At 65.0% G+C, this 18,292-nt stretch carries 20 protein-coding genes; 17 read left to right on the forward strand and 3 right to left on the reverse strand.

Features of this window, described 5'->3' with window-relative positions:
* Positions 1 to 7: 7 nt before the first annotated feature.
* From AB0J04_RS23615 to AB0J04_RS23655, 9 genes are all read left to right on the forward strand, one after another.
* Positions 8 to 931, forward strand: coding sequence for a protein kinase (locus AB0J04_RS23615; protein WP_363170524.1), 924 nt, complete (start codon positions 8 to 10; stop codon positions 929 to 931).
* 78 nt (positions 932 to 1,009) lie between these two features.
* Positions 1,010 to 1,162, forward strand: coding sequence for a hypothetical protein (locus tag AB0J04_RS23620; protein ID WP_363170525.1), 153 nt, complete (start codon positions 1,010 to 1,012; stop codon positions 1,160 to 1,162).
* A gap of 102 nt (positions 1,163 to 1,264) precedes the next feature.
* Positions 1,265 to 2,188, forward strand: a complete 924-nt coding sequence (locus AB0J04_RS23625) for an HEXXH motif-containing putative peptide modification protein (protein WP_363170526.1) — start codon at positions 1,265 to 1,267, stop codon at positions 2,186 to 2,188.
* The gene (locus AB0J04_RS23630) at positions 2,185 to 3,540 is read left to right on the forward strand and encodes a serine hydrolase domain-containing protein (protein WP_363170527.1); all 1,356 of its coding nucleotides are present in this window, start codon (positions 2,185 to 2,187) and stop codon (positions 3,538 to 3,540) included. Before AB0J04_RS23625 ends, AB0J04_RS23630 begins: the two co-directional genes overlap by 4 nt.
* 364 nt (positions 3,541 to 3,904) lie before the next feature.
* Entirely contained in the window at positions 3,905 to 4,096 is a 192-nt protein-coding gene (locus AB0J04_RS23635; RefSeq protein ID WP_328410708.1) for a hypothetical protein, read from the forward strand.
* Positions 4,097 to 4,104: 8 nt separating this feature from the next.
* Positions 4,105 to 5,295, forward strand: coding sequence for a cupin domain-containing protein (locus AB0J04_RS23640; protein ID WP_363170528.1), 1,191 nt, complete (start codon positions 4,105 to 4,107; stop codon positions 5,293 to 5,295).
* The gene (locus tag AB0J04_RS23645) at positions 5,229 to 6,062 is read left to right on the forward strand and encodes an aldo/keto reductase (protein WP_363170529.1); all 834 of its coding nucleotides are present in this window, start codon (positions 5,229 to 5,231) and stop codon (positions 6,060 to 6,062) included. The genes AB0J04_RS23640 and AB0J04_RS23645 overlap by 67 nt, the downstream gene beginning before the upstream one ends.
* Entirely contained in the window at positions 6,063 to 6,896 is an 834-nt protein-coding gene (locus AB0J04_RS23650) for an aminoglycoside phosphotransferase (RefSeq protein WP_363170530.1), read from the forward strand.
* A 95-nt stretch (positions 6,897 to 6,991) separates the two neighbouring features.
* Entirely contained in the window at positions 6,992 to 7,606 is a 615-nt protein-coding gene (locus AB0J04_RS23655; protein ID WP_363170531.1) for a hypothetical protein, read from the forward strand.
* A 321-nt stretch (positions 7,607 to 7,927) separates the two neighbouring features.
* Here the strand turns inward: AB0J04_RS23655 and AB0J04_RS23660 are convergent, their stop codons facing one another.
* Positions 7,928 to 8,479, reverse strand: a complete 552-nt coding sequence (locus tag AB0J04_RS23660) for an ATP-binding protein (protein ID WP_363170532.1) — start codon at positions 8,477 to 8,479, stop codon at positions 7,928 to 7,930.
* Positions 8,480 to 8,676: 197 nt separating this feature from the next.
* The gene (locus AB0J04_RS23665; protein WP_363170533.1) at positions 8,677 to 9,270 is read right to left on the reverse strand and encodes a non-canonical purine NTP pyrophosphatase; all 594 of its coding nucleotides are present in this window, start codon (positions 9,268 to 9,270) and stop codon (positions 8,677 to 8,679) included.
* A gap of 367 nt (positions 9,271 to 9,637) precedes the next feature.
* Here AB0J04_RS23665 and AB0J04_RS23670 point away from each other — a divergent pair, with 367 nt between their 5' ends.
* The gene (locus AB0J04_RS23670) at positions 9,638 to 10,897 is read left to right on the forward strand and encodes a hypothetical protein (protein ID WP_363170534.1); all 1,260 of its coding nucleotides are present in this window, start codon (positions 9,638 to 9,640) and stop codon (positions 10,895 to 10,897) included.
* Positions 10,898 to 11,047: 150 nt separating this feature from the next.
* Complete coding sequence (locus AB0J04_RS23675) at positions 11,048 to 11,506, forward strand: hypothetical protein (RefSeq protein ID WP_363170535.1); 459 nt, start codon at positions 11,048 to 11,050, stop codon at positions 11,504 to 11,506.
* A 188-nt stretch (positions 11,507 to 11,694) separates the two neighbouring features.
* Here AB0J04_RS23675 and AB0J04_RS23680 read toward each other — a convergent pair whose 3' ends face one another.
* Complete coding sequence (locus tag AB0J04_RS23680; RefSeq protein ID WP_363170536.1) at positions 11,695 to 11,949, reverse strand: integrase; 255 nt, start codon at positions 11,947 to 11,949, stop codon at positions 11,695 to 11,697.
* A gap of 90 nt (positions 11,950 to 12,039) precedes the next feature.
* On the opposite strand from AB0J04_RS23680, the gene AB0J04_RS23685 reads away from it, so the two are divergent.
* From AB0J04_RS23685 to AB0J04_RS23710, 6 genes are all read left to right on the forward strand, one after another.
* Complete coding sequence (locus tag AB0J04_RS23685) at positions 12,040 to 12,678, forward strand: helix-turn-helix transcriptional regulator (RefSeq protein WP_363170537.1); 639 nt, start codon at positions 12,040 to 12,042, stop codon at positions 12,676 to 12,678.
* Between the two features lies 1 nt (position 12,679).
* Positions 12,680 to 14,320 (forward strand): tyrosine-type recombinase/integrase, encoded by a 1,641-nt coding sequence (locus tag AB0J04_RS23690; protein WP_363170538.1) that lies wholly within the window; start codon positions 12,680 to 12,682, stop codon positions 14,318 to 14,320.
* A gap of 388 nt (positions 14,321 to 14,708) precedes the next feature.
* Positions 14,709 to 15,209, forward strand: coding sequence for a class I SAM-dependent methyltransferase (locus tag AB0J04_RS23695; RefSeq protein WP_363170543.1), 501 nt, complete (start codon positions 14,709 to 14,711; stop codon positions 15,207 to 15,209).
* Positions 15,210 to 15,229: 20 nt separating this feature from the next.
* Positions 15,230 to 15,826 (forward strand): hypothetical protein, encoded by a 597-nt coding sequence (locus AB0J04_RS23700; protein WP_363170539.1) that lies wholly within the window; start codon positions 15,230 to 15,232, stop codon positions 15,824 to 15,826.
* A gap of 572 nt (positions 15,827 to 16,398) precedes the next feature.
* Positions 16,399 to 17,025 (forward strand): class I SAM-dependent methyltransferase, encoded by a 627-nt coding sequence (locus tag AB0J04_RS23705; protein ID WP_363170540.1) that lies wholly within the window; start codon positions 16,399 to 16,401, stop codon positions 17,023 to 17,025.
* Complete coding sequence (locus tag AB0J04_RS23710; protein ID WP_363170541.1) at positions 17,022 to 17,627, forward strand: hypothetical protein; 606 nt, start codon at positions 17,022 to 17,024, stop codon at positions 17,625 to 17,627. The genes AB0J04_RS23705 and AB0J04_RS23710 overlap by 4 nt, the downstream gene beginning before the upstream one ends.
* Positions 17,628 to 18,292 lie beyond the last annotated feature (665 nt).

The following is an 18,292-nucleotide window of genomic DNA, read 5'->3' on the forward strand; positions in this document are numbered from 1 at the left end:
CTGCCCCATGCAACTGCATCCCCTCCATCCGGCTGCCTGGGTCCTTGACCAGATCGCTGACGCCGGCTGGTACGTACACGACCTGCTGGCCTTCACCCGCGCGAGCACCCTGGTCCTCGCCAGCCGCGACGACGCGCCCCCGGTGGTCCTCAAGGCCGGCTTCGGCAGCAACCACGTCCTGGCCGAGCTCGACGAGAACACCCGCCGGGCCGCCTACGGCTTCTACTGGTACGCGGAGATGACCGAGGTCGAACGGGCCCTTACCCACGCGGACTTCCGCCACGAGATCGCCGTCGCCCGCACCGCTGCTGGAGCCGAACGGGTCGTGCCGTTACTGGAGGAAGGCAGTACCGACCGGTTCAGCTGGTACACCATGCCGTACTGCCCTGGCGGCAACTTCCGTCCCTTCCTGGCAGCCACGACCGGTGACCGCGACGGGGTAGCGGCCGGGCTGGGCATCCTTGCCGACGTCGCCGAGGGACTGTGCGTCCTCCACGAGCGCGGGATTGTTCACCGTGACGTCTACCAGGAGAACATCCTCATCCGTGACGGCCGCGGACTGATCACCGACCTGGGTGCGGCCCGCCGCACCGACACCCCGCGCGGGCCCGTGGCCCGGGGCCCCGAGGTGCACTGGCCTCCCGAGTACGCGACCTCCTACGACCGTGCCACCCCGGCCGCCGACACCTTCAGCCTCGCGGTCCTGGTCTACCGCTTCTTGTGCGCGGACATACCTCGTCACGGCCATTCCCGGCTCGACACCGCACCGCCGGTCCTGCGTCCGACGATCTCCGCAGCTCTCACCCACGTGCCGCAGGACCGGCCTGCGATGAGCGACCTTCGCGACGCCCTGTGCCAAGCAGTCCCCCGACAGCCGCGCAAGCTCAGCGCGGTCACTGCCCCGCCCTCTCCCGAAGGGACGACGCGGTGAAATCCGCACGCTCGCCGCCGCATCACTGGCTCCAGCAGGTGCACGGCCTCAAGACCCCCCGTTTCGGAAAGGATGAGCATGCTCATGGACAACGACCGGATCAGCGACTTCCTCGCCGCCGTGGACGACCTGCGCGGCGACGACGAGACCGTCCGCAGCACCGCCCACACCTCCAGCGTCTCCGCCGAGGGCTGGCCGACGACCGAGATCAGCACGGACAACACCGTCTGATCATCGGGCACCACACCGGCGGCACGCCGCCCGTGAGCACCTCCTGGGGCCGGACCACCGCGGTCCGGCCCCAGGCCCAGCCCAGTCGGAAGGACCTACGCTGTGGACGCGCCTGCCATCGCCTTTTCGTTCGCCCCCATCCAAATCCTGCATCGCGACCGCACTCTCCGGATCCGCGCTGTCATCCGGTCCGCCGCCCCGGACTCGGCCGACGCCCTTGGGCCTCCGGAAACGGAGGCAGCCGACTACTGCCTGGCCCACCACGTCCTTGAAGGCGCCGAAGCCGCCGCTCGCGCCAGTGACACCACCACCTTCGACTGGTACGCCAGCCACACGGACGCGAACACAGCAGCGATGTCCACCCCCACCGCGGTCGGCCCGCGCATCATGGTCGCCCCCGACCTTGGCCGCCTGCCCCGCTCGGAAATCTCCGAGACTCCGTATTACGTGCTCGGCCCTGACACCATCGCAGCCGGACCGGACCTGCGGGAACTGGCCGCCACTGCCTGCTCCATGGGCGCACAGACCGGATTCGGCGACCTGCTGGCCGCGCACGCCGTCGTCCTGGTTCTGCTGCGGCACAAACAACTCGGCGACGCCCTCGACAGCTGGACCATCACCCGCCTGCCCGGCACCGTCTTCTGTGACCACGTCGACGAGCCCGTCGTCCTGGCCCGCGACCTCATCCACGAAGCCGGCCACAACTGGCTCAACGACGCGCTCACGGCCACCGCCACCAAAGTCAGCGACGAAGCCCGGTTCCACTCCCCGTGGAAGCAGATGATGCGCCCTGCTTTCGGCTTCCTGCACGCCTGCTGGGCCTTCCCCCTCACCATGATCTACACCGCCCGTGTCCTGCCGCAGACGACCGGCACCCTGCACCGGTTCCTGACCGCCTACCTCGCCCAACAGCGCGACCTGCTCGCCCCGACAGCCGCCGACCACGCTCACGCGCTCACCCTCATCCCCGACACCGGCCTGCGCCAGCGTCTGCACGCCGTCCACCACGAGGCTCTCAGCCTGTGACAAAGACGAGTGCCTCCGCCGCTACGCCTGCCACCATTCCTACGGACCGAACCCATGAGCCCGGCCTGATCCTGCGTGTTCACGCTGCCAACCGACCACCGGCACAGACGTACACCGGAGTGGCGAGCGTCGAACTCGGCACGCCCGTCGGGGAGAACACCGTCTTCAATGTCGGCTCCGTGGCCAAGCAGATCACCGCGTACCTGTGCGTGCGCGCTGCACGTGACCGGCTGCTCGACCTGGACCGGCCGGTCGGCGACATCCTGCCGCGCTTCCAGATCCCCGACGTGACCATCGGCGACCTCATCCGGCACAACGGCGGCATCCGCGACGCCGAATCCATGCTCTCTCTGGTCGGTTTCCGCGACCTCGATCACTACACCGCCGACGACCTGCTGCAACTGGCCTACCGTCAGGGCCACCGAGCCGTCGAGCCCGGCCGCTTCTTGTACAGCAACACCGGATATCTCCTCCTCGGCGCAGTCCTCAGGCACGTCCACGACGCTGCATTACAGGAAGTTGCCGATGAGCAGGTCTTCACCCCGCTCGGCATGACCGCTGCTCGATTCAAGAGCGATCCGCGTGAGGTCATCCCCGGCGCCGCCGCCAGCTACCGGGGCACCACCCCCGGCTGGCTCCACCAGGAGCGCCCGGTCGCCCTGCCCGGCCCCGGCTCGCTGTGGTGTTCCGCCGCAGACCTCGACCAGTGGCTCGACCACCTGCACCACGAATGGCAACCTTGCGCCGATGCCGCACTCCCATTCGAGCGGCAACTCGGCTATCGGCCCAGCGACCACCCTCCGTTCACGTACGGAGCCGGCCTGTACGCCAGCCGCGGCCCCAGCCGCACCGCCGTCTTCCACTACGGTCACGAACAGGGGTTCTCCGCGGCCACCCACCTCACCAGCTCAGGACTCCGTGTCATCTGCCTGTCCAACCATGCTGGAATCGCTGCCGACAGCGTCGTCGCCACCGTTCTTGCCAACCTCGATCCCTGCTCCACAGCGGACATCGGCGAAGTTCTGTCCCGATCCGTGCAGCGCCGATCCGAGCCACCGCCCTCGCCGACGAACCACTCCGACGCCGACCCGCCACACACCCCTCTCGGCACATACGCCTGCGACGACGTGCCCGGCACCGTCCGCCTGACCCGCAGCGAGGACTCGCTGTACCTGTGGCGTCGAGGCACACGCGACCGCCTTGCCCGCACTGGGTCCGCGACGTACACGGGGGACGGCTACACGCTCACGCTCCCTACCGCCACGTCGGGCGACGACAAGCTGGCGATCAACGGCTTCGTCCTCGATCTCGACCGCGCACCCGGACTGCACTACCGACGACGCCCGGACTGACCTGGCCGAAGCCGCAGTTCCGCCAGAACTCGGGCGCCGAGCCGAGTGCTGCTGGATCACTGGAGAGATATCACGGCCGTGATGTGCGAAGTCCGCCAACCAGCGGCAGGGTTAAGCCCCGGAGACTCCATGGCTGGCGTCGCGGAGCACGTGGTTCCGCAAACACAGGCACGTCAGCCGGACACGCGGCGCACCGCGCCGCCGACGAGCACCGCCCCTGCACCACCCGAGAACGCCTCAAACACGGGGCGGTTTCTGGCGCCCACCGCGCCAGACAGCACCACCACTCAGCGGCTGCGTCCCCTGCAGCCGCAGGATTCCCGGGCCACTCGCCTACCGAGGGCCCCGATGAGAGGAGACCCGAGTGACCACGACCGCGAAGAGTACAAAGGCCAAGAAGGAGGGCGGCGGGACCAGTGTCGGCCTGCTGGTCGCCGTCGAGCAGCTCGCCGTGGCCCACGACCGCAGCGAGGCGGAACGGTCCGACATCACCAGTTCGCAGAACAGCGCGGGCGATGACGGCGACAACCGCGACCTGAACCTTCCCAAGGAGTAGGAGGAACCATGGAGCACCGGCTCGTCACAGGTATCGAGAAGGCGCTCGGCTGGGGCGGGCCGGGGCCCGTGGGCACCGCGTTCGCTCGCGGGCACCTCGCCGACCCGGATCTGATCGCCCGGCTGATGACCCCGAACCGGCTGCTGGAGACCATCCGGCACCGCCAGCTCGCCAACCCCCAGCTGCGCTGCTACGCCGAGGGAGACGAGGTGCACCCCTCACTCTTCCTGTCGACGAACGTCAACCGGCGCAGGCAGGCCGTCAGCCAGGCCGACATGGCGGCCCTCGGCCGGATCCTCAACGGCGGCGGAACCGTGGTCCTGGACCACGTCGACTCCTTCGACCCGACCCTCGAAGTCGCCTGCCGCGCGCTGGGCTGGTGGTCCGGCGAGCTCACCTCGGCCAACGCCTACCTGGCCGTCGGCGACACGGACGGCTTCAACCTGCACTGGGACGACCACGACGTAATCGCCGTCCAGCTCTCCGGCGAGAAGTCCTGGGAGGTCCGAGGCCCCTCCCGCCCAGCACCGATGTACCGCGACGCCGAACGCAACCTCACTCCGTCGGAGGAGGTGCTCTGGAAGGGCACCATGCAGGCCGGCGACGTCATACACATACCCCGCGGCTTCTGGCACACCGCAACGAGGATCGGCTCCGGCGACAACGGCCACTCCCTCCACGTGACCTTCGGCCTCACCAAGCGCACCGGTGTGACCTGGGCCAACTTCCTGTCCGACGCCGCGCGCGCCGACGAGGACTTCCGTACGGACCTGGAGCGCAGCGACGACACCGTCGACGGCGACGTGCTCGCCACGAAGCTGACCGCCCTCGCCCGCGAGTACGACCCCAAGCGATACCTCGCGGAACTGCGCGCGAACACGCCGCCCGCTCGGCACATGCCCCACATCCCGGTGTTCGGCCCGCTCCAGTACACCGCGGCTGTCACGGAGTTCGAACCCGTCATCACACCTTCTGGCGACACGGTCCAGGTGGTCGGCGGCGGCAAGCGCCTCACCTTCCACAGCCGCGCGGAACCCGCCCTTCGCACTCTCCTGTCCGGGCACCCAGTGCGCCTCACCGACGACGACCAAGACCTCACCACGCTCGCCGAGAACCTGATCCAGGAGGGGCTGTGCGCACCGCTGACCGTCGAATCGCTCTCGGCCTACACCGAACTCGTCACACCCGACACCTTCTAGAAGGCGCCCTGGAGCAGGGTGTCACTGACCTCGACACCGCGTTCAACTACCACCACTTCACCTCCCACCGGACCCTCGCGGCGATCGCCGACGACCTGCTCGCCGCCTTCACCATCTCCACGAAGGTCGGCTACTTCCCCGACGGCCACGACCTCGACCCGGCGCGGCTTCGCGCTGCCGTCGAGCAGTCGGCCCAGGAACTCGGCCGTACGCCGGACACAGTGCTCCTGCACAACCCCGAGTCCTCGGTCGCCGGCTTCGCCGGCGCCTGCGCCGCGCTCCTGGAGATGCGCGAGTCGGGACTCTGCAAGAGCTGGGGGCTCTCCAGCTGGGACCCTCGGTCTCTCCTCGATGCCAGCTGGGAGATTCCACGCCCGGACGTGGCGATGGTCCGCGCCGGCCTCACCGTCTCCGCCGGGATCCTCAACGCGGTGGACGAACTCGTCGACCGCGCAGGGATCACAGAGCTGTGGGGAATGGCTCCCTTCGCGGGGAACGCGGACGACCCGATCTGGCAGACCGTGGACACCTCCACGTTTCTCGTCCCGGGACAGCAGTGCAGCACGCTTCAGGCAGGCGTCGCCGCAGCGTTCGCGATACCCGAAGTCACCCGTCTCGCGGTCGGCACCTCCCACGTCGAGCACCTCGCCGAGGCTGTCGGTGGCTCGCGACTTGAGGTCAACACCAAGACGGTGACGGTGTATCGGGCGCTGCTGCGCGAGAGGGCTACCGTGAGCGCAGGAGCCCCGTCCAGGAAGGACCAATAAGTGCAAGCCACCTTGGATGACCTCTCGACCGTTCCGCTCGACGACGTCCTCGACGACGTCGAGCGCCGGCTCGGACGTCAGCTCAAGCGCGAGGACGGCCACTTCAGCAAGTACAACGGAACCGCCGGATTCCAAACCGACGAAGCCACCTGGGTCCGGCTCGCCTGGCGACGTATAGAGAAGATCGACACCCAGGCCTGGACCGGCTTCGAGGCCGCAGCCGCCATCCAGGGCGTGCCTCGCCCCGAATGGTCGGCAGCAGCCGTCTGGACCGACCAGGCACGCGGCGTGATCTGGCGGGCGGACGAGATGACGCTCGTGGAAGACGGAGCCCTCTCCGCCACCGGCGACATCACCACAGATCCTGGACTGCCCGAGCGGTGGTGGATCGACCTGCGGACCGCGCTCGTCAACCTCTCGGAGCACTCCACGGACCGCGTGTCCATGGGCCAGGCCCACCTGACCCGTCGAATCCACGAGGTCTACGGAAAGGACATCGACACCACGATCACCGACTGGGCCTGCGCCCACGGCGATCTCGGATACGCCAACCTCTGCGGCCCCGGCCTGTCGATCATCGACTGGGAGAGCTGGGGCATGGGCCCGGTCGGATGGGATGCGGCCTGTTTGTGGTCCGCCTCCCTGACCGTGCCCACGGTCGCAGACCGAGTGCAGGCCCTGCTCTCCGACGTCCTGTCGACTCGCAGCGGCGTGCTGTCCCGCCTGCTGTTGTGCGCCAATGTCGAGCGCGCCTTCCGACGGACGGGCAGGAAAGCGCCGTTGACCGACACCATGGCCGACGTCGCTGCCTCGTTGCTTCGCGAGCTGCGCTAGAGCACCACGGAACCTGGTCTCGCCACGACCGTTCTGCCGATAAGCCGCCCTGCCCTTCGGCTCACCCCGTAGCTGGAGGGCAGGGCATCGTCACGATGTCTGCCAAGAACGCGGGACGCGCGCTGGCCTATGATCCGAACTTCCTGCACCGGAGATCGGTGTCTCCGAGGACTGATGATCAGTATGTTCGTCTCGCCGAAGGTTGGGACAGCGGGGCCTCAGGGGGTTTGATGCTGGACACGCTGGTGACAACGGCCGCTGGTGCGCTTTCCGCCACTGCGGGTGTGCTGGTCGGCGGTATCGTCACGCGCCGCGCTCAAGATCGTCAGTGGACGCGTGATCAGCAGCTTGCCGCCTACCAGGAGCTGTTCAGTCACTACGCCAAGTTCACGATGGAACTCCGGCGAGCGCATGGTGACCGGCGCGGCTGGGACTACGACTGGGGCGAGTGGAGCGCAGCCTTGATACGCGTAACCCTGGTCGCCCCCACGGAGGTTGCGACGGAAATCGACAATTTCGGCCGCGCCATAAATTCCTTCCTGAACCAGGTGGAGCGAGGCGAACGCACCCCGCTCCATGACCCGCTGAGTCCGGAGGAGTTCGAACAGGCCAGGCAGGCACCCGCCGAAGCGCAGGTGAAGCTGATCAACGTCATACGACGTTCGCTGGGCAATGATCGCAAGGGGCTACCCTTCGGAATTGGCGGATAAGGCAACGGCGCCAGCGTTCCCTGGTGCCGCCAAAACCACCGACTTTTCCCGCCCCACTGATCGCGAAGTGGTGTCGAGACTCAACGACTTCGAGCACCGCCAAACCAAGCACGCCGACACCGGTTCACGAGCAGAGCGCGGGTAACGCGGTGTTGAGCCCCTATGCGAGTCCGAATGCGTCCTGCGATTCGCGGAGCTGGAGTGGCAACTGGACCCGCCCCGCCGCGATGACGTTCCGCACTCCGCCGGGGCCGGCAGGACGGAGGCCACGAGGCGCCAATGCCTGGCTTCGGGGAATGGAAGCGGCGTGGTCGACGTCGCTCAGGCTGCTTGATGCTCAACTCGTGGTTGTGCACCAGCTATTGGTACGGCTTTCGCGAAAGCCAGGTGGGCACTGCCTGCGCAGGTGACGATCACCCTCTCAGCAGGCACATCGCTCTGCGAGGACGTCAAGATTGCGGTGTGCTTCGTAGAGGTGGGGACTGCCAGCTCGAACCAAGTGGTCTTCCCCGCGGTGCAGGGGTGCGATCCCCACTCTGTTGCCAATGCTGCGACGAGAAATAGGCCGCGGCCATGCTCGTCCGTGGACAGCGCCTGGGACGGAGTCACCGAGGTGGGGTCGGCATCCGTGACTTCCACGCGGAGCCGCTCTCCGGTCCACCGTACGCACACCACACACGCGGCCTTCGTGTGCGTGACCGAGTTCGCAACCAGTTCCCCGGTGAGCAGCTTCAAGTCGTTGATCGTTTCCTCGCCCAGATGCAGCCCAAGCCACCGAGCGCGGTCCGCAACTCGCTCCCGTGCCGCTGGCACCGCTTCGACCAGAGGCGGGACGGTGAACGCGTAGGGCGATTCTTCGAGCGGGCGAGACATAGCTGGAACCTCTCGATGGGCAGGAGCTAGGGCGTCAACGCGATCTCCTCTAAGCGAACGGATCGCTCGCCGACCTCACCGGGCAGCCCCGCAGGACAACCGGGAGATCCGATGAGAGCCCGGCAAGTGACGGATGACCACCATGAGCCACAGGCCGCCCGACTCCCTATCCCTCTGGTGATATCACCGTCGCAATGTCAACGAGACTGCGCCAGCCACTCGCCCAAGGCTGCGACGACCGAACTCTTTCCCCACTCGGCGAACACACGGTTCTGCTCGTCCTCCGGCAACGCGGCCAGCGTCGTGACTGCGCCGCTCGGCACGAAGATCGACCACAGATCGGACCAGGACCGTGAACTGTTTCCACGAACGGGAGCGGCCGCAATCGTTCCTGGGTTACGCGTGTCCTCTGCGAAGGTGTTCAACTGGCCGTCAGCTTCCGCGTAGACGGCGGCACTCGCGAAACGGCAGGTCCTTCTTTCCGTGAGATCTGCGAGATGCGTAAGTCCGCTGGGTCCGAAGGCCTCAAGTGCCTGCTTGACCATAGGCCCCGGCCAGCCGCCGAACTCCTCGATGTAGAAACCTGAGTCTTCGACGAACAACGGCCGCCCGAGAATCGCATACGCCTGTCGAGCCTTGTGCTGCGCAATCTCGACGACTGACGCCGTCTGGATCTCGTCCAGCTCCAGCGGCACCTGTTCCACTTCAATGCCCCATGGAGCAAGATGCTCCTGGGCTGTTCGGAACTTCCCGGTATTGCCTGTACACATTGCCACCTTGATACCCGTCATGTGCAGAAGAACCCCCTTCGAGAAAATCCCCATCCCAATGCGACCGTCGGCGGAGCGACTGCCCGGCAGCGCCAGCCTTCACCGGCTGTTCAGGGCACGGCCCTGCAGGCTGTCCAGACCGACAACGAACCGGGTCCGTACCGCCAGTCGAGCGATAAGCATGTGATGCAGTTGGAGCCCGACGGACGCATGGGTTAGTTTCGTCCCGCCTGGCCTCGGACGCGGCCAGTTCTGGGTGCCCGCCCCGACCACTGGGCATCAGCAGAGAACCTACGTCGTTTGATCTTCGTCATTTCCTGTGTGTTGTTGCTGTGTTCACATGCGCCTTCGCTGCCCAGGTCGGGGGGCGGCCTGGAAGGAACACGCCATGTACAGCATCGACCAGATCAGCAACGCCGCCGCCCAGCTCACCGGTGAGTCTTTGGAAGGCGCTCGGCTGCGCCTCGGCACACTTCAACGCTTCGACCAGTTGGTCCCAGTCGCTTCGGCGAACCAGGCGCGGCTGGAGTCGGTGCTTGTCTCCGCGCTGGGCGCGGTGACCGGACAGACCCGGCCGTTCGGGGTACGGGAGGCCAAGCCGGAGGACGAGGGCTTGGTACTGCGGGTGGAGCGGGCCGAGGAGGTGCAGGCGCTGTTCGGGCTGCTGCCCTCCCTCACGAAGAAGGGACCGTGGCGCGGGGTGCGCGGACTGGTCGTGCAGATGGACGGTGCACGGTTGCGGTTCGGGTTCCGCACCTGGCTGTACGAACAGTCGTGGTGGTCGGCCGAACCGGCGGTGTGGGTGACCGGACCTCACGGGGAGGACCTGGCTGCGCTGCTGGCCGCCCACGATGGGCAGATCCGTGCGGCCGGGCACAGCGTGCAGTGGGATCCTCAGTGTCCCGCACCCGGGCCCAAACGGAAGGAGCCGGCCGCGCGCAGTCTGGTTCGCCGGCTCAGCGCCTCCTCCGCGATGGGCAGTGCGCTGCTGCGGCGTCCGCGCCTGTGGGACAGCCTGGCCGGCTACGCCGGGGTGCAGGTGGACACCCGGATGACCGACTACGGGCTCGACTGGATCGTGGAACGTCAGGTGGCCGGGCCACAGTTCGACGACGCCCGGCTCATCGAGGTGCTCACGGACCACGTCGTGGGCTGCGGCCTGCGCATCCTGAACCACACCTGCGACACCGAGGGGTGCACGGTACGGCTGGCGCCGCGTCCCGGGAGGTGGGGCTGGCGGGGCGTGCTCACCGTCCACAGCCGGAAAGCCTCGTTCGGCTCGTACATTCAGGCGCCCGGTCCACGGCCGCTGACGGCTGTCGGTGATCGTCTCAGCGTCAGCCGTCCGCAAACCAACGCCAGCAGCCCGGACCGCGGTGTCCCGGACCGCGACGGTGCCGTCATCCAGCTCACCGGCGTACCACTCACCGACGGCGTGGCCCGGGAAGACCTGTCCTGGATCGCCGAGCAGATCGCGGCCGTCTGGACGACCCAGGGCCTGGCCACCGCCGTCGTCCTGGCCCAGGACCCGGACCATGGGTTCGGCCTCCTCGACCGGGGCCGGCCGGCATGGGCCACAGCCCCGGTCCCGGAGACGGTCGCGGGATGGCGGCGGCTTCGCGTCGCCCCACCACCCGGAGAACTCTGATCCCTGGAAGTCTCCCGCGACGGCGAGACAGTCGCCGCCGCGTTGGCGCACGCCCGACGCACCTACGACCGAGTCATCCTGATCGGCAGAAATGACGACTGGCCCTCGGAAGACAGGACCCTCAGCCGACTCGCCGACGCAAGGATCCTCGTGCACCGGGCAGAGCCCTACGAGCGGCACATCCCGCTCCCCGCCACAACCGGGCAGGACGGCAGGGCCGTGATGCTGACGCCGGCCGAGTCGGCCATGCAGTGGCGGCAGCAGGAACTGGGCCGATGGACCCCGAAGCGCCCCCTGACCGGGATGCTGCTCCTCACCTCCGCCGACCAGAACATGCCGCCCGACGAGTTCGACCTGGCCGTCGAGGACCAGCTCGCCCGCTACGGGACACCAGTCCTGGGACGCTTCCCCGCCAACCGGGGAATCATCCACGGTCCCGGGCACAGCCCGCATCCGCCCACCGTCCTGGACCCGCAGGCCGAACAGCCCACCCACGCGCAGATGACCACCGCAGCGACCGCTCTCGCTCGGCGCCTGTGGCCTGACACCTCTTCTGCCGCCGAGCGGGCCCAGGCAGCCCCGAACACCTGTATGTCACAGTCAAGTTGATGTCCGGCACGGCAGCGGGGCAGACGGCAGTCCCCGACCCCGCCGCCCTTCGCCCCTCGACTCCGCGCCGGCGCGCGCTCCAGAGGAAGCGTCGTGTTCGGCGCCATCCTCCTCGAAGTCCGCGAGCCTGCAGACGGGCCGACTGCAGGCAGCTCTCGTGGAGCACAGCCCATCCATCGTCGCCGCGGCTAGGCACACGGTTCCCCGCGTTCAGCCGTTTGCTCCGGACCTACCCCGAGAATCCGATGCAGCTCCGCCGTGACCACGCGGTATGCGTTGCCCAACCTGAGGACGGAGACCGGGTACTCCCCCCTCTTCGCGAGGGCGTATCCCGTACTGCGGCCGATCGTCAGCGCCTTGTTGGCGGTGTCTAGGTCGACGGCAACAGGCAGAGCGAGCAACTCTTCGCGGGTCATCCCGCGGCCAGCCATGAGTATCGCCATGATGCATTCCGATCGCCGGGATGTGCAGTGACGGCAGAACATGTACCACGAATGTTGCAGCGGCTCATTTTTGCGATGTAAGTTGTAGCCATGACGAATGGAGACTGGTCGCCGAGCTTCACCGCCCGCGTCGCCGAGCAGATGCGCCAGGCCCGCAAGGCCGCCGGCCTCACTGTGGCGGAAGCCGCGCAGGCGTGCGCCGCCCTGGGCCTGGCAGTCCCCAAGACGACGATCACAAACCTGGAGACCGGGCGCCGCAGTTCGATCGACCTGGCGGAGTTCCTCGTACTCGCCGAGGTCTACAAGGTCCCACCGATCAGCCTGCTGTTCCCCTTGGGTGCGGAAGCCTCGGTCGCCGTGCTTCCCGACCGGGAGGTCCCGACCTGGGAGGCGGTGGCCTGGTTCACCGGCGAGACGCCGCTGGAGGAGCCCGCATCGCAAGGCTCCGCGCGAGGGGTGCTGGACACTTTCCGCGCCCACAGCGACGCGGTGGCCACGGCTGCGACATCCACCCGCCTGGCGAAGGAACGACGCCGGAAGGCCAGCATCACGCTCGACCCGGGTCGGCGCGAGACCCTTCTGGAAGCCGCAGCCTCGTACGAGCAACTCGCCTTCGACGACTGCAGAGAGCTGCGGGAGTTCCGCCAGGTGATGCGGGGACGCGGGCTGGTTCCGCCCGCCCTCCCCGCCGATCTCTCGTTCGTCGACGAACCCAACCCCCAGGACTAGCGTGACCAGCACCACCACCTCCGGCGGCACAACCACCCGGCGCTGCTCGTGTCGCAACCCAGAGACCGGCAAGAACTACAGCAAGTCGTGCCCCAAACTCGCCAACCGGCGCCACGGCACGTGGGCGATACGCCATGAGCTGGGCAACCGGGCCGACGGCACCCGCCGGGAGTTCCGCCGTAGCGGCTTCGAGACCTCGGCTGAGGCGACCAAGGAACTGAACAAGGTCCGTGCGCTGCTCGCCATACCCGCCGAGGACGACCCAGCAGGTCATCTCGCGATCAGCGACATGCTGGAGACCTGCGCCCAGAACAAGGAGCCTCTGCCGGACTACGACGAGACGCGTCGGCGACTCGCCGCCGGGCAGGCCCTCAACCCCAGGATGTCGGTGTCCGAGTGGCTCGACCTCTGGTTGGGCGGCAAGAAGCGCCTCCGCGCGGGTGGACACAAGCGGTACGAGAGCGACCTCCGGGTTCATCTCAAGCCCCACCTCGGGGAAGTACGACTCGACAAACTCAACGTCCCCCACCTGGACCGCATGTTCGACGCCATCAACGAGGCGAACATCGAGATCCAGGAGCAGAACGCCCAGAGGCGCGCGGCTCTCGACGAGCTCAAGGCCATCGCCTGGAAGGGCGCTGAGAACCGCGCCCGCAGGAAGTGGCTCAAGGCAGCCATCGACCAGATGCCGCCCTTCCGTCGGGTGACCAGCGTCAACACCCAGCACCACATCAGGGCCACGCTTCGCGCCGCGCTCAACACCGCCATCGCACAGCGGATCATCCCGAACTACAACGCGGCCGAGCACGTCGAGCTGAAGCCCGGGACCAAGCCCAAAGCGCTCGTGTGGACCGAAGAGCGAGTGGCTCACTGGCGGGCTACGGGCGAGAGGCCCAGTCCGGTGATGGTCTGGACTCCAGCACAGACCGGGCAGTTCCTGGACCATGTCGACGGGGACCGTCTGGATGCCATGTGGCGCCTGATCTCGTTCCGTGGCCTGCGTCGAGGCGAGGGATGCAGCCCTCGCTGGATCGACTTCTCGAAGAGGACACGCTCCCTGGAGATCGCAACCCAGCTGGTCCAGGACGGCTGGGAGATCCTCGAAGGTCTTCCGAAGACCAACAGCGGCATCCGGTCCGTCGCCCTCGACGAGGAGACGGTGGACGCGCTGGAGCGACGTCGGCTCCTCCAGCAAGAGGAGAAGCGTCAGTGGGGTGACGCCTGGAAGGACACGGGTCGCATCTTCACCGAGGAGGACGGCTCCCTGCTCCACCCGGGCAAGATCTCCGATCTCTTCGAGCGGCTCGTCGCCGAAGCCGGACTGCCGCCCATCCGCCTGCACGACCTGCGTCACGGCGCCGCGACCCTCATGCTCGCCGCAGGTGTCGACATCAAGGTGGTCTCGGAGACGCTGGGCCACAGCGACAGCCGCATCACGCGCGACATCTACCAGTCCGTCCTCGACGATCTGGCGCGTGCGGCGGCAGAGGCCGTGGTCAAGCTCGTGCCTCGCGCTCCGAGCGCGATCCGCTCACTGATCAAACAGCGCGCCGCACAGCCTGCTAGTCCCATCGGTACCTCCCCCCGATGCACTTGCGAGTGCACCTGTGGCGCCGCTCAGCAGGATGCGCTTATGTCCTAGCAAGCGTTGTCACGACCTGCTTCAAGGGGCTCCCCCTTCCGGGGACGGCCCCTTAGGGCGTGCAGCGCGCCGCACATGCGCGTGGGGTCAAAGTTGCTGCGCGCGAGACTCAGGTGCGACTATCCATAACCAAAAGGAGAACTATATACAAATATCCCAAATGCTGAAATTCATCACACATTCCACTTTTTGACCCACCATCCACGTCTCAGGCTTGCGAGTCTGGGGAATCAAGTAGTCATCTAGACGCGCCAACACGAGGCCGCACATGCAAGCTGAAGAAGAATTTCTGACCCGCACTATCAACAGCTACGATGCCACATCGCGAGAGTACAGCAATAGATTCTCGACCACCATTTTGAGAAGTCATATCTCTCGATTTCATTCTATGCTCCCCTACGGCAATGCATCCGTATTGGACGCCGGTTGCGGTAGCGGCAGGGACTACGTTGAGCTGTCATCCAGGGGGCTAGAGGTTCTGGGCGTAGACCTCTCAATGGGGCTACTCAAATTGGCACGGGGAGCCGGATGCCAGAAACTAGTTATGAGTGACCTTCGGAAACTTCCTGTTCGAGATGCATCTTTTTCAGGGGTTTGGTCTTGCGCTTCCTTGGTTCACATGCCTCCACCAGGCTTCCGGAAGGCAATCTCGGAGTTTGAGCGTATCCTGACACCAGGAGGAATTCTGTTCCTAACCGTTCGCCATGGGTCAGGAAACGAATGGCGAGACGATGGAGCCGGCGGGGCCCGATGGTTCCAGCTGTACGCTAAAGACGAAGTAGAGAACATCGTCGATGAGGCTGGATTTTCGATCGAAACATCGATTATCGAGCCAGGTTTGATTCGAGGCAGCTGGATCAGCGTGTTCGCCACGAAGGGGTCGCAATGAATGAAAAGTGCGCACATCACATGCAGGTCGGCATTGAGCAAGCTGGTAGCCCCTGGGTCACGAGTAACATCTTCTCCCCCCAAGTGATCGCCTCCGTTGTGGCAGCCGTCGCCGCCATCGTTGCTGCTGTCATTGCAACCAAAACCGCCAATAGACAGAGGGAAGCAGTAAGAGTCGAACGGAGAATCGAATACTGTCGACGACAGTTGAACAACCTATACGGGCAGCTCTACATGCTAAGGCAGGCTAGCAAGAGTCTGTACGCTACTTTGCATGCGAGTGGGGAGCGACCGCAAGATTGGCGCCTCGTTGACCACATCGACGAGATAATCGCGGAGGACGAGAAAAGCAAGATAGGGACGATCGAAGAAATAATCAAGATCAACAAAACTATCGAGGATCTACTGGTTTCACAATTTGGACTAGTGGACAAATTCCCGCCACCCGAAAGCTTCCAAAAATTCGTTTCTCACTCAAGGCAACTTCAGGTCGCATGGAGTAAGAAAGGCGACCTCGAAGGACCGAGGGTCTCCTTCCCTCGAGACCTTGACGACGACATACAAAATTCCATCACGGAAATCCGGACACGGATTGCTGAGCTTGATGCTGCACGTTGAAGAGTGCTGTGCTTTTGGGTAGACCGTATGCGGTCTTGAACTCCTCCAGGCGCTTCGCGCTGGCGTCTTTCGGAAGAAAGTAGTCGATCTCGTTGCCGTTGATCCTTTGGCCTGTGGCACCGGTAGCACCGTGAGCTCCACAAGCTATAAAGGACCAGCCTCAGTACAGAGTTGTCCCCGCCGCTGTGCTGACCCTGTCAACCACGGTTCTCTGATGGCCAGCCCGTTCGCCTCATCGGACTGAAGTGATCTTTTTTGCGCGCCCCCTCGGAGAGCAGCAACTTATTTCTGGACCTTGCGTCTCATGTCCACGGGGCATGCCACTACCAACAGGAAGAATAAGCGAGAGATGCGGTCAGAAGCCAAGGAAGCTAGCCTATTACTAAGGAGGCCGCGACAGGGAGAGGACAACGTGGATCACTCCACAAGGTCACAAGGTCACTGACTCGGTGAATGGGTGCGGCCAAACATCAGCTTGCCATGCGCGCTTGAGTAAGTCGCCTCTCAGCTGATCTGACGGCAGGCTATATAAATCCACCCTCCAAGCGATTTCCGAAAGCGACGCATCCGCCATGGAAGAACCTCTCACCGAAAGTCGCCTCAAGAAGACCGTTAAAAGCTACGACCTTAGAGCAGAAAAATATGCTGCACGATTCAAGAAGGCAGACTTGAGCACGCATCGGCAGCGCTTTCTGAATTCACTGCCAAATCGGAACGGTTGGGTCCTAGACGTCGGTTGTGGCGCGGGGCGGGACTGCGAAGCCCTAAGGCGGGAGGGCGTCCGCGTCGCAGGCTGTGACTTGTCACACGGCCTCCTAAAGATAGCTCATGCTCAGTCGCCGTCGACCCCACTCATCCAATCAGATTTCCGGGCGCTCCCCTTCGAGGACATGAGCTTTTTCGGTCTCTGGTCATGCGCTTCCCTTGTGCACCTGTCTACGGGGCAAGCGGCACGCACGCTTGCGGAATTTAGGCGCGTCCTGAAGCCGGGAGGAATTTTGTTTGTAGCAGTACGCCATGGCACAGGGGAAGGCTGGGAAAAATGCCATGAGGTGGGCGACCGTTGGTTCCACCTCTATTCAGAGGCAGAGGTGAGCAACGCCCTGGATTCCTCAGGTTATGAAATTCTATCCACTACCGCAGAACCCGGAATGAGCGGAAGCATGTGGATAAATTCGCACGCTAGGAGGATTCAATGATATCCGTATTTTCCTGGGTAGCAGGCGAGACCGCTAACACAAAGTGGTGGGTAACACTTGTTGCGGCCGGGATCGCGGCTATCGCGGCAATTTCGGCGGCGGCGCTTGCTTGGAGGTCAACTAGGTCTCAAACGGCGCATACAGAAAGACAACGCAACGTGGATTTCCTCCGTCAGCAACTAAATGAACTATACGGACCAATTTACATGCGCAGGCGCGCTAGTGAGAGTCTGCGCGATCTTCTACCCGATAAGCAAGACGATGGTACTCGATGGCGGCTCGTCGACCACATTACAGACGTCAAGGCAGGTGGTGACCTTACTAGAATAGAGGCCATTGAGCAGATACTAGCAATCAACAGCGAGATCGAAAATATCCTGACCTCAAAGGCTGGACTGTACGAGTCATTCCCTCCGCCGGACATTCTCAGTAAATTCATCGCACACATAAGACTGCTGCGCATATCATGGGAACGGGGAGAGAATCAATCCAATAACCGGATTCCATTCCCGGACGATATCGATGATTATCTGTTGGGGGTGATAAAAAGGCTGAGGAGTCACCTAGAGGCGCTTGGGGTGAGTTACGAAGTCAAGATCTGAAGAATCAGACCGAAACGACATCTTCTACACATGACAGCAACACCTAGTGCTCAGCCTAATCTCTTGCAGTTCCAGTGCCGGTCCCCGGATTGGGCACAGGAACCAGATCGGCCTTCGAACCTCGATCGTCAATGAGTCTCCGTCGGTGTACTGACGGAGATTCTGTGTTTGTGTAGCAAGGATTTTCCGGGCCTAGGACAGGTTGTCGCGTCGGTTGGGCGCCGGGTTCCGCTTTCCCTTAGTTATCCGCCTCCAGGTTCACGAGAACCGCACCAGCGGCTCGCTCATCCGGAGCGATGGCGTCATCTCCAAGGATCATGCCTCGCACGCGGTTCGGCAGCTCGGGGGCGGGCGCTCCGCGATTTCCTTCATGCGCCGGTACAGCGGCCATTGCCTCAAGTCGCGAGGCTGCTCGCCGGCGGCCCCCGCCAAGCCGAGTTCCTGGTCGAGGGCGTCCCGTTCCATTCGCCGAACATCCTCGGTCTCAGTGGGCTGAACTCGCCCACTGGCCCTGGGCCTAGCGGGCCGCGACGGCACGTCAGGCCTCACCGTGAGGGGACCGTACTCCTCTGTCGGGGGCGGCTGAAATTTGACCCATTTTGGGCGGTTGAAACGTGACCCCCGTGTCGTTGGTTGCTGTCGGTCAGTCGGTTTCGGTCGCGGCG

The sequence above is a fragment of the Streptomyces sp. NPDC050263 genome, from assembly GCF_040655955.1.
Classification (GTDB): Bacteria; Actinomycetota; Actinomycetes; order Streptomycetales; family Streptomycetaceae; genus Streptomyces.

Excerpts from the sequence above, each read along its gene's own strand:
- AB0J04_RS23655 (WP_363170531.1), top strand. The coding sequence starts at position 6,992 with ATGTCTGCCAAGAACGCGGGACGCGCGCTGGCCTATGATCCGAACTTC.
- AB0J04_RS23665 (WP_363170533.1), bottom strand. The coding sequence starts at position 9,270 with ATGACGGGTATCAAGGTGGCAATGTGTACAGGCAATACCGGGAAGTTC.
- AB0J04_RS23660 (WP_363170532.1), bottom strand. The coding sequence starts at position 8,479 with ATGTCTCGCCCGCTCGAAGAATCGCCCTACGCGTTCACCGTCCCGCCT.
- AB0J04_RS23700 (WP_363170539.1), top strand. The coding sequence starts at position 15,230 with ATGCAGGTCGGCATTGAGCAAGCTGGTAGCCCCTGGGTCACGAGTAAC.
- AB0J04_RS23640 (WP_363170528.1), top strand. The coding sequence starts at position 4,105 with ATGGAGCACCGGCTCGTCACAGGTATCGAGAAGGCGCTCGGCTGGGGC.
- AB0J04_RS23670 (WP_363170534.1), top strand. The coding sequence starts at position 9,638 with ATGTACAGCATCGACCAGATCAGCAACGCCGCCGCCCAGCTCACCGGT.
- AB0J04_RS23710 (WP_363170541.1), top strand. The coding sequence starts at position 17,022 with ATGATATCCGTATTTTCCTGGGTAGCAGGCGAGACCGCTAACACAAAG.
- AB0J04_RS23695 (WP_363170543.1), top strand. The coding sequence starts at position 14,709 with ATGCTCCCCTACGGCAATGCATCCGTATTGGACGCCGGTTGCGGTAGC.
- AB0J04_RS23685 (WP_363170537.1), top strand. The coding sequence starts at position 12,040 with ATGACGAATGGAGACTGGTCGCCGAGCTTCACCGCCCGCGTCGCCGAG.
- AB0J04_RS23615 (WP_363170524.1), top strand. The coding sequence starts at position 8 with ATGCAACTGCATCCCCTCCATCCGGCTGCCTGGGTCCTTGACCAGATC.
- AB0J04_RS23680 (WP_363170536.1), bottom strand. The coding sequence starts at position 11,949 with ATGGCGATACTCATGGCTGGCCGCGGGATGACCCGCGAAGAGTTGCTC.
- AB0J04_RS23620 (WP_363170525.1), top strand. The coding sequence starts at position 1,010 with ATGCTCATGGACAACGACCGGATCAGCGACTTCCTCGCCGCCGTGGAC.
- AB0J04_RS23705 (WP_363170540.1), top strand. The coding sequence starts at position 16,399 with ATGGAAGAACCTCTCACCGAAAGTCGCCTCAAGAAGACCGTTAAAAGC.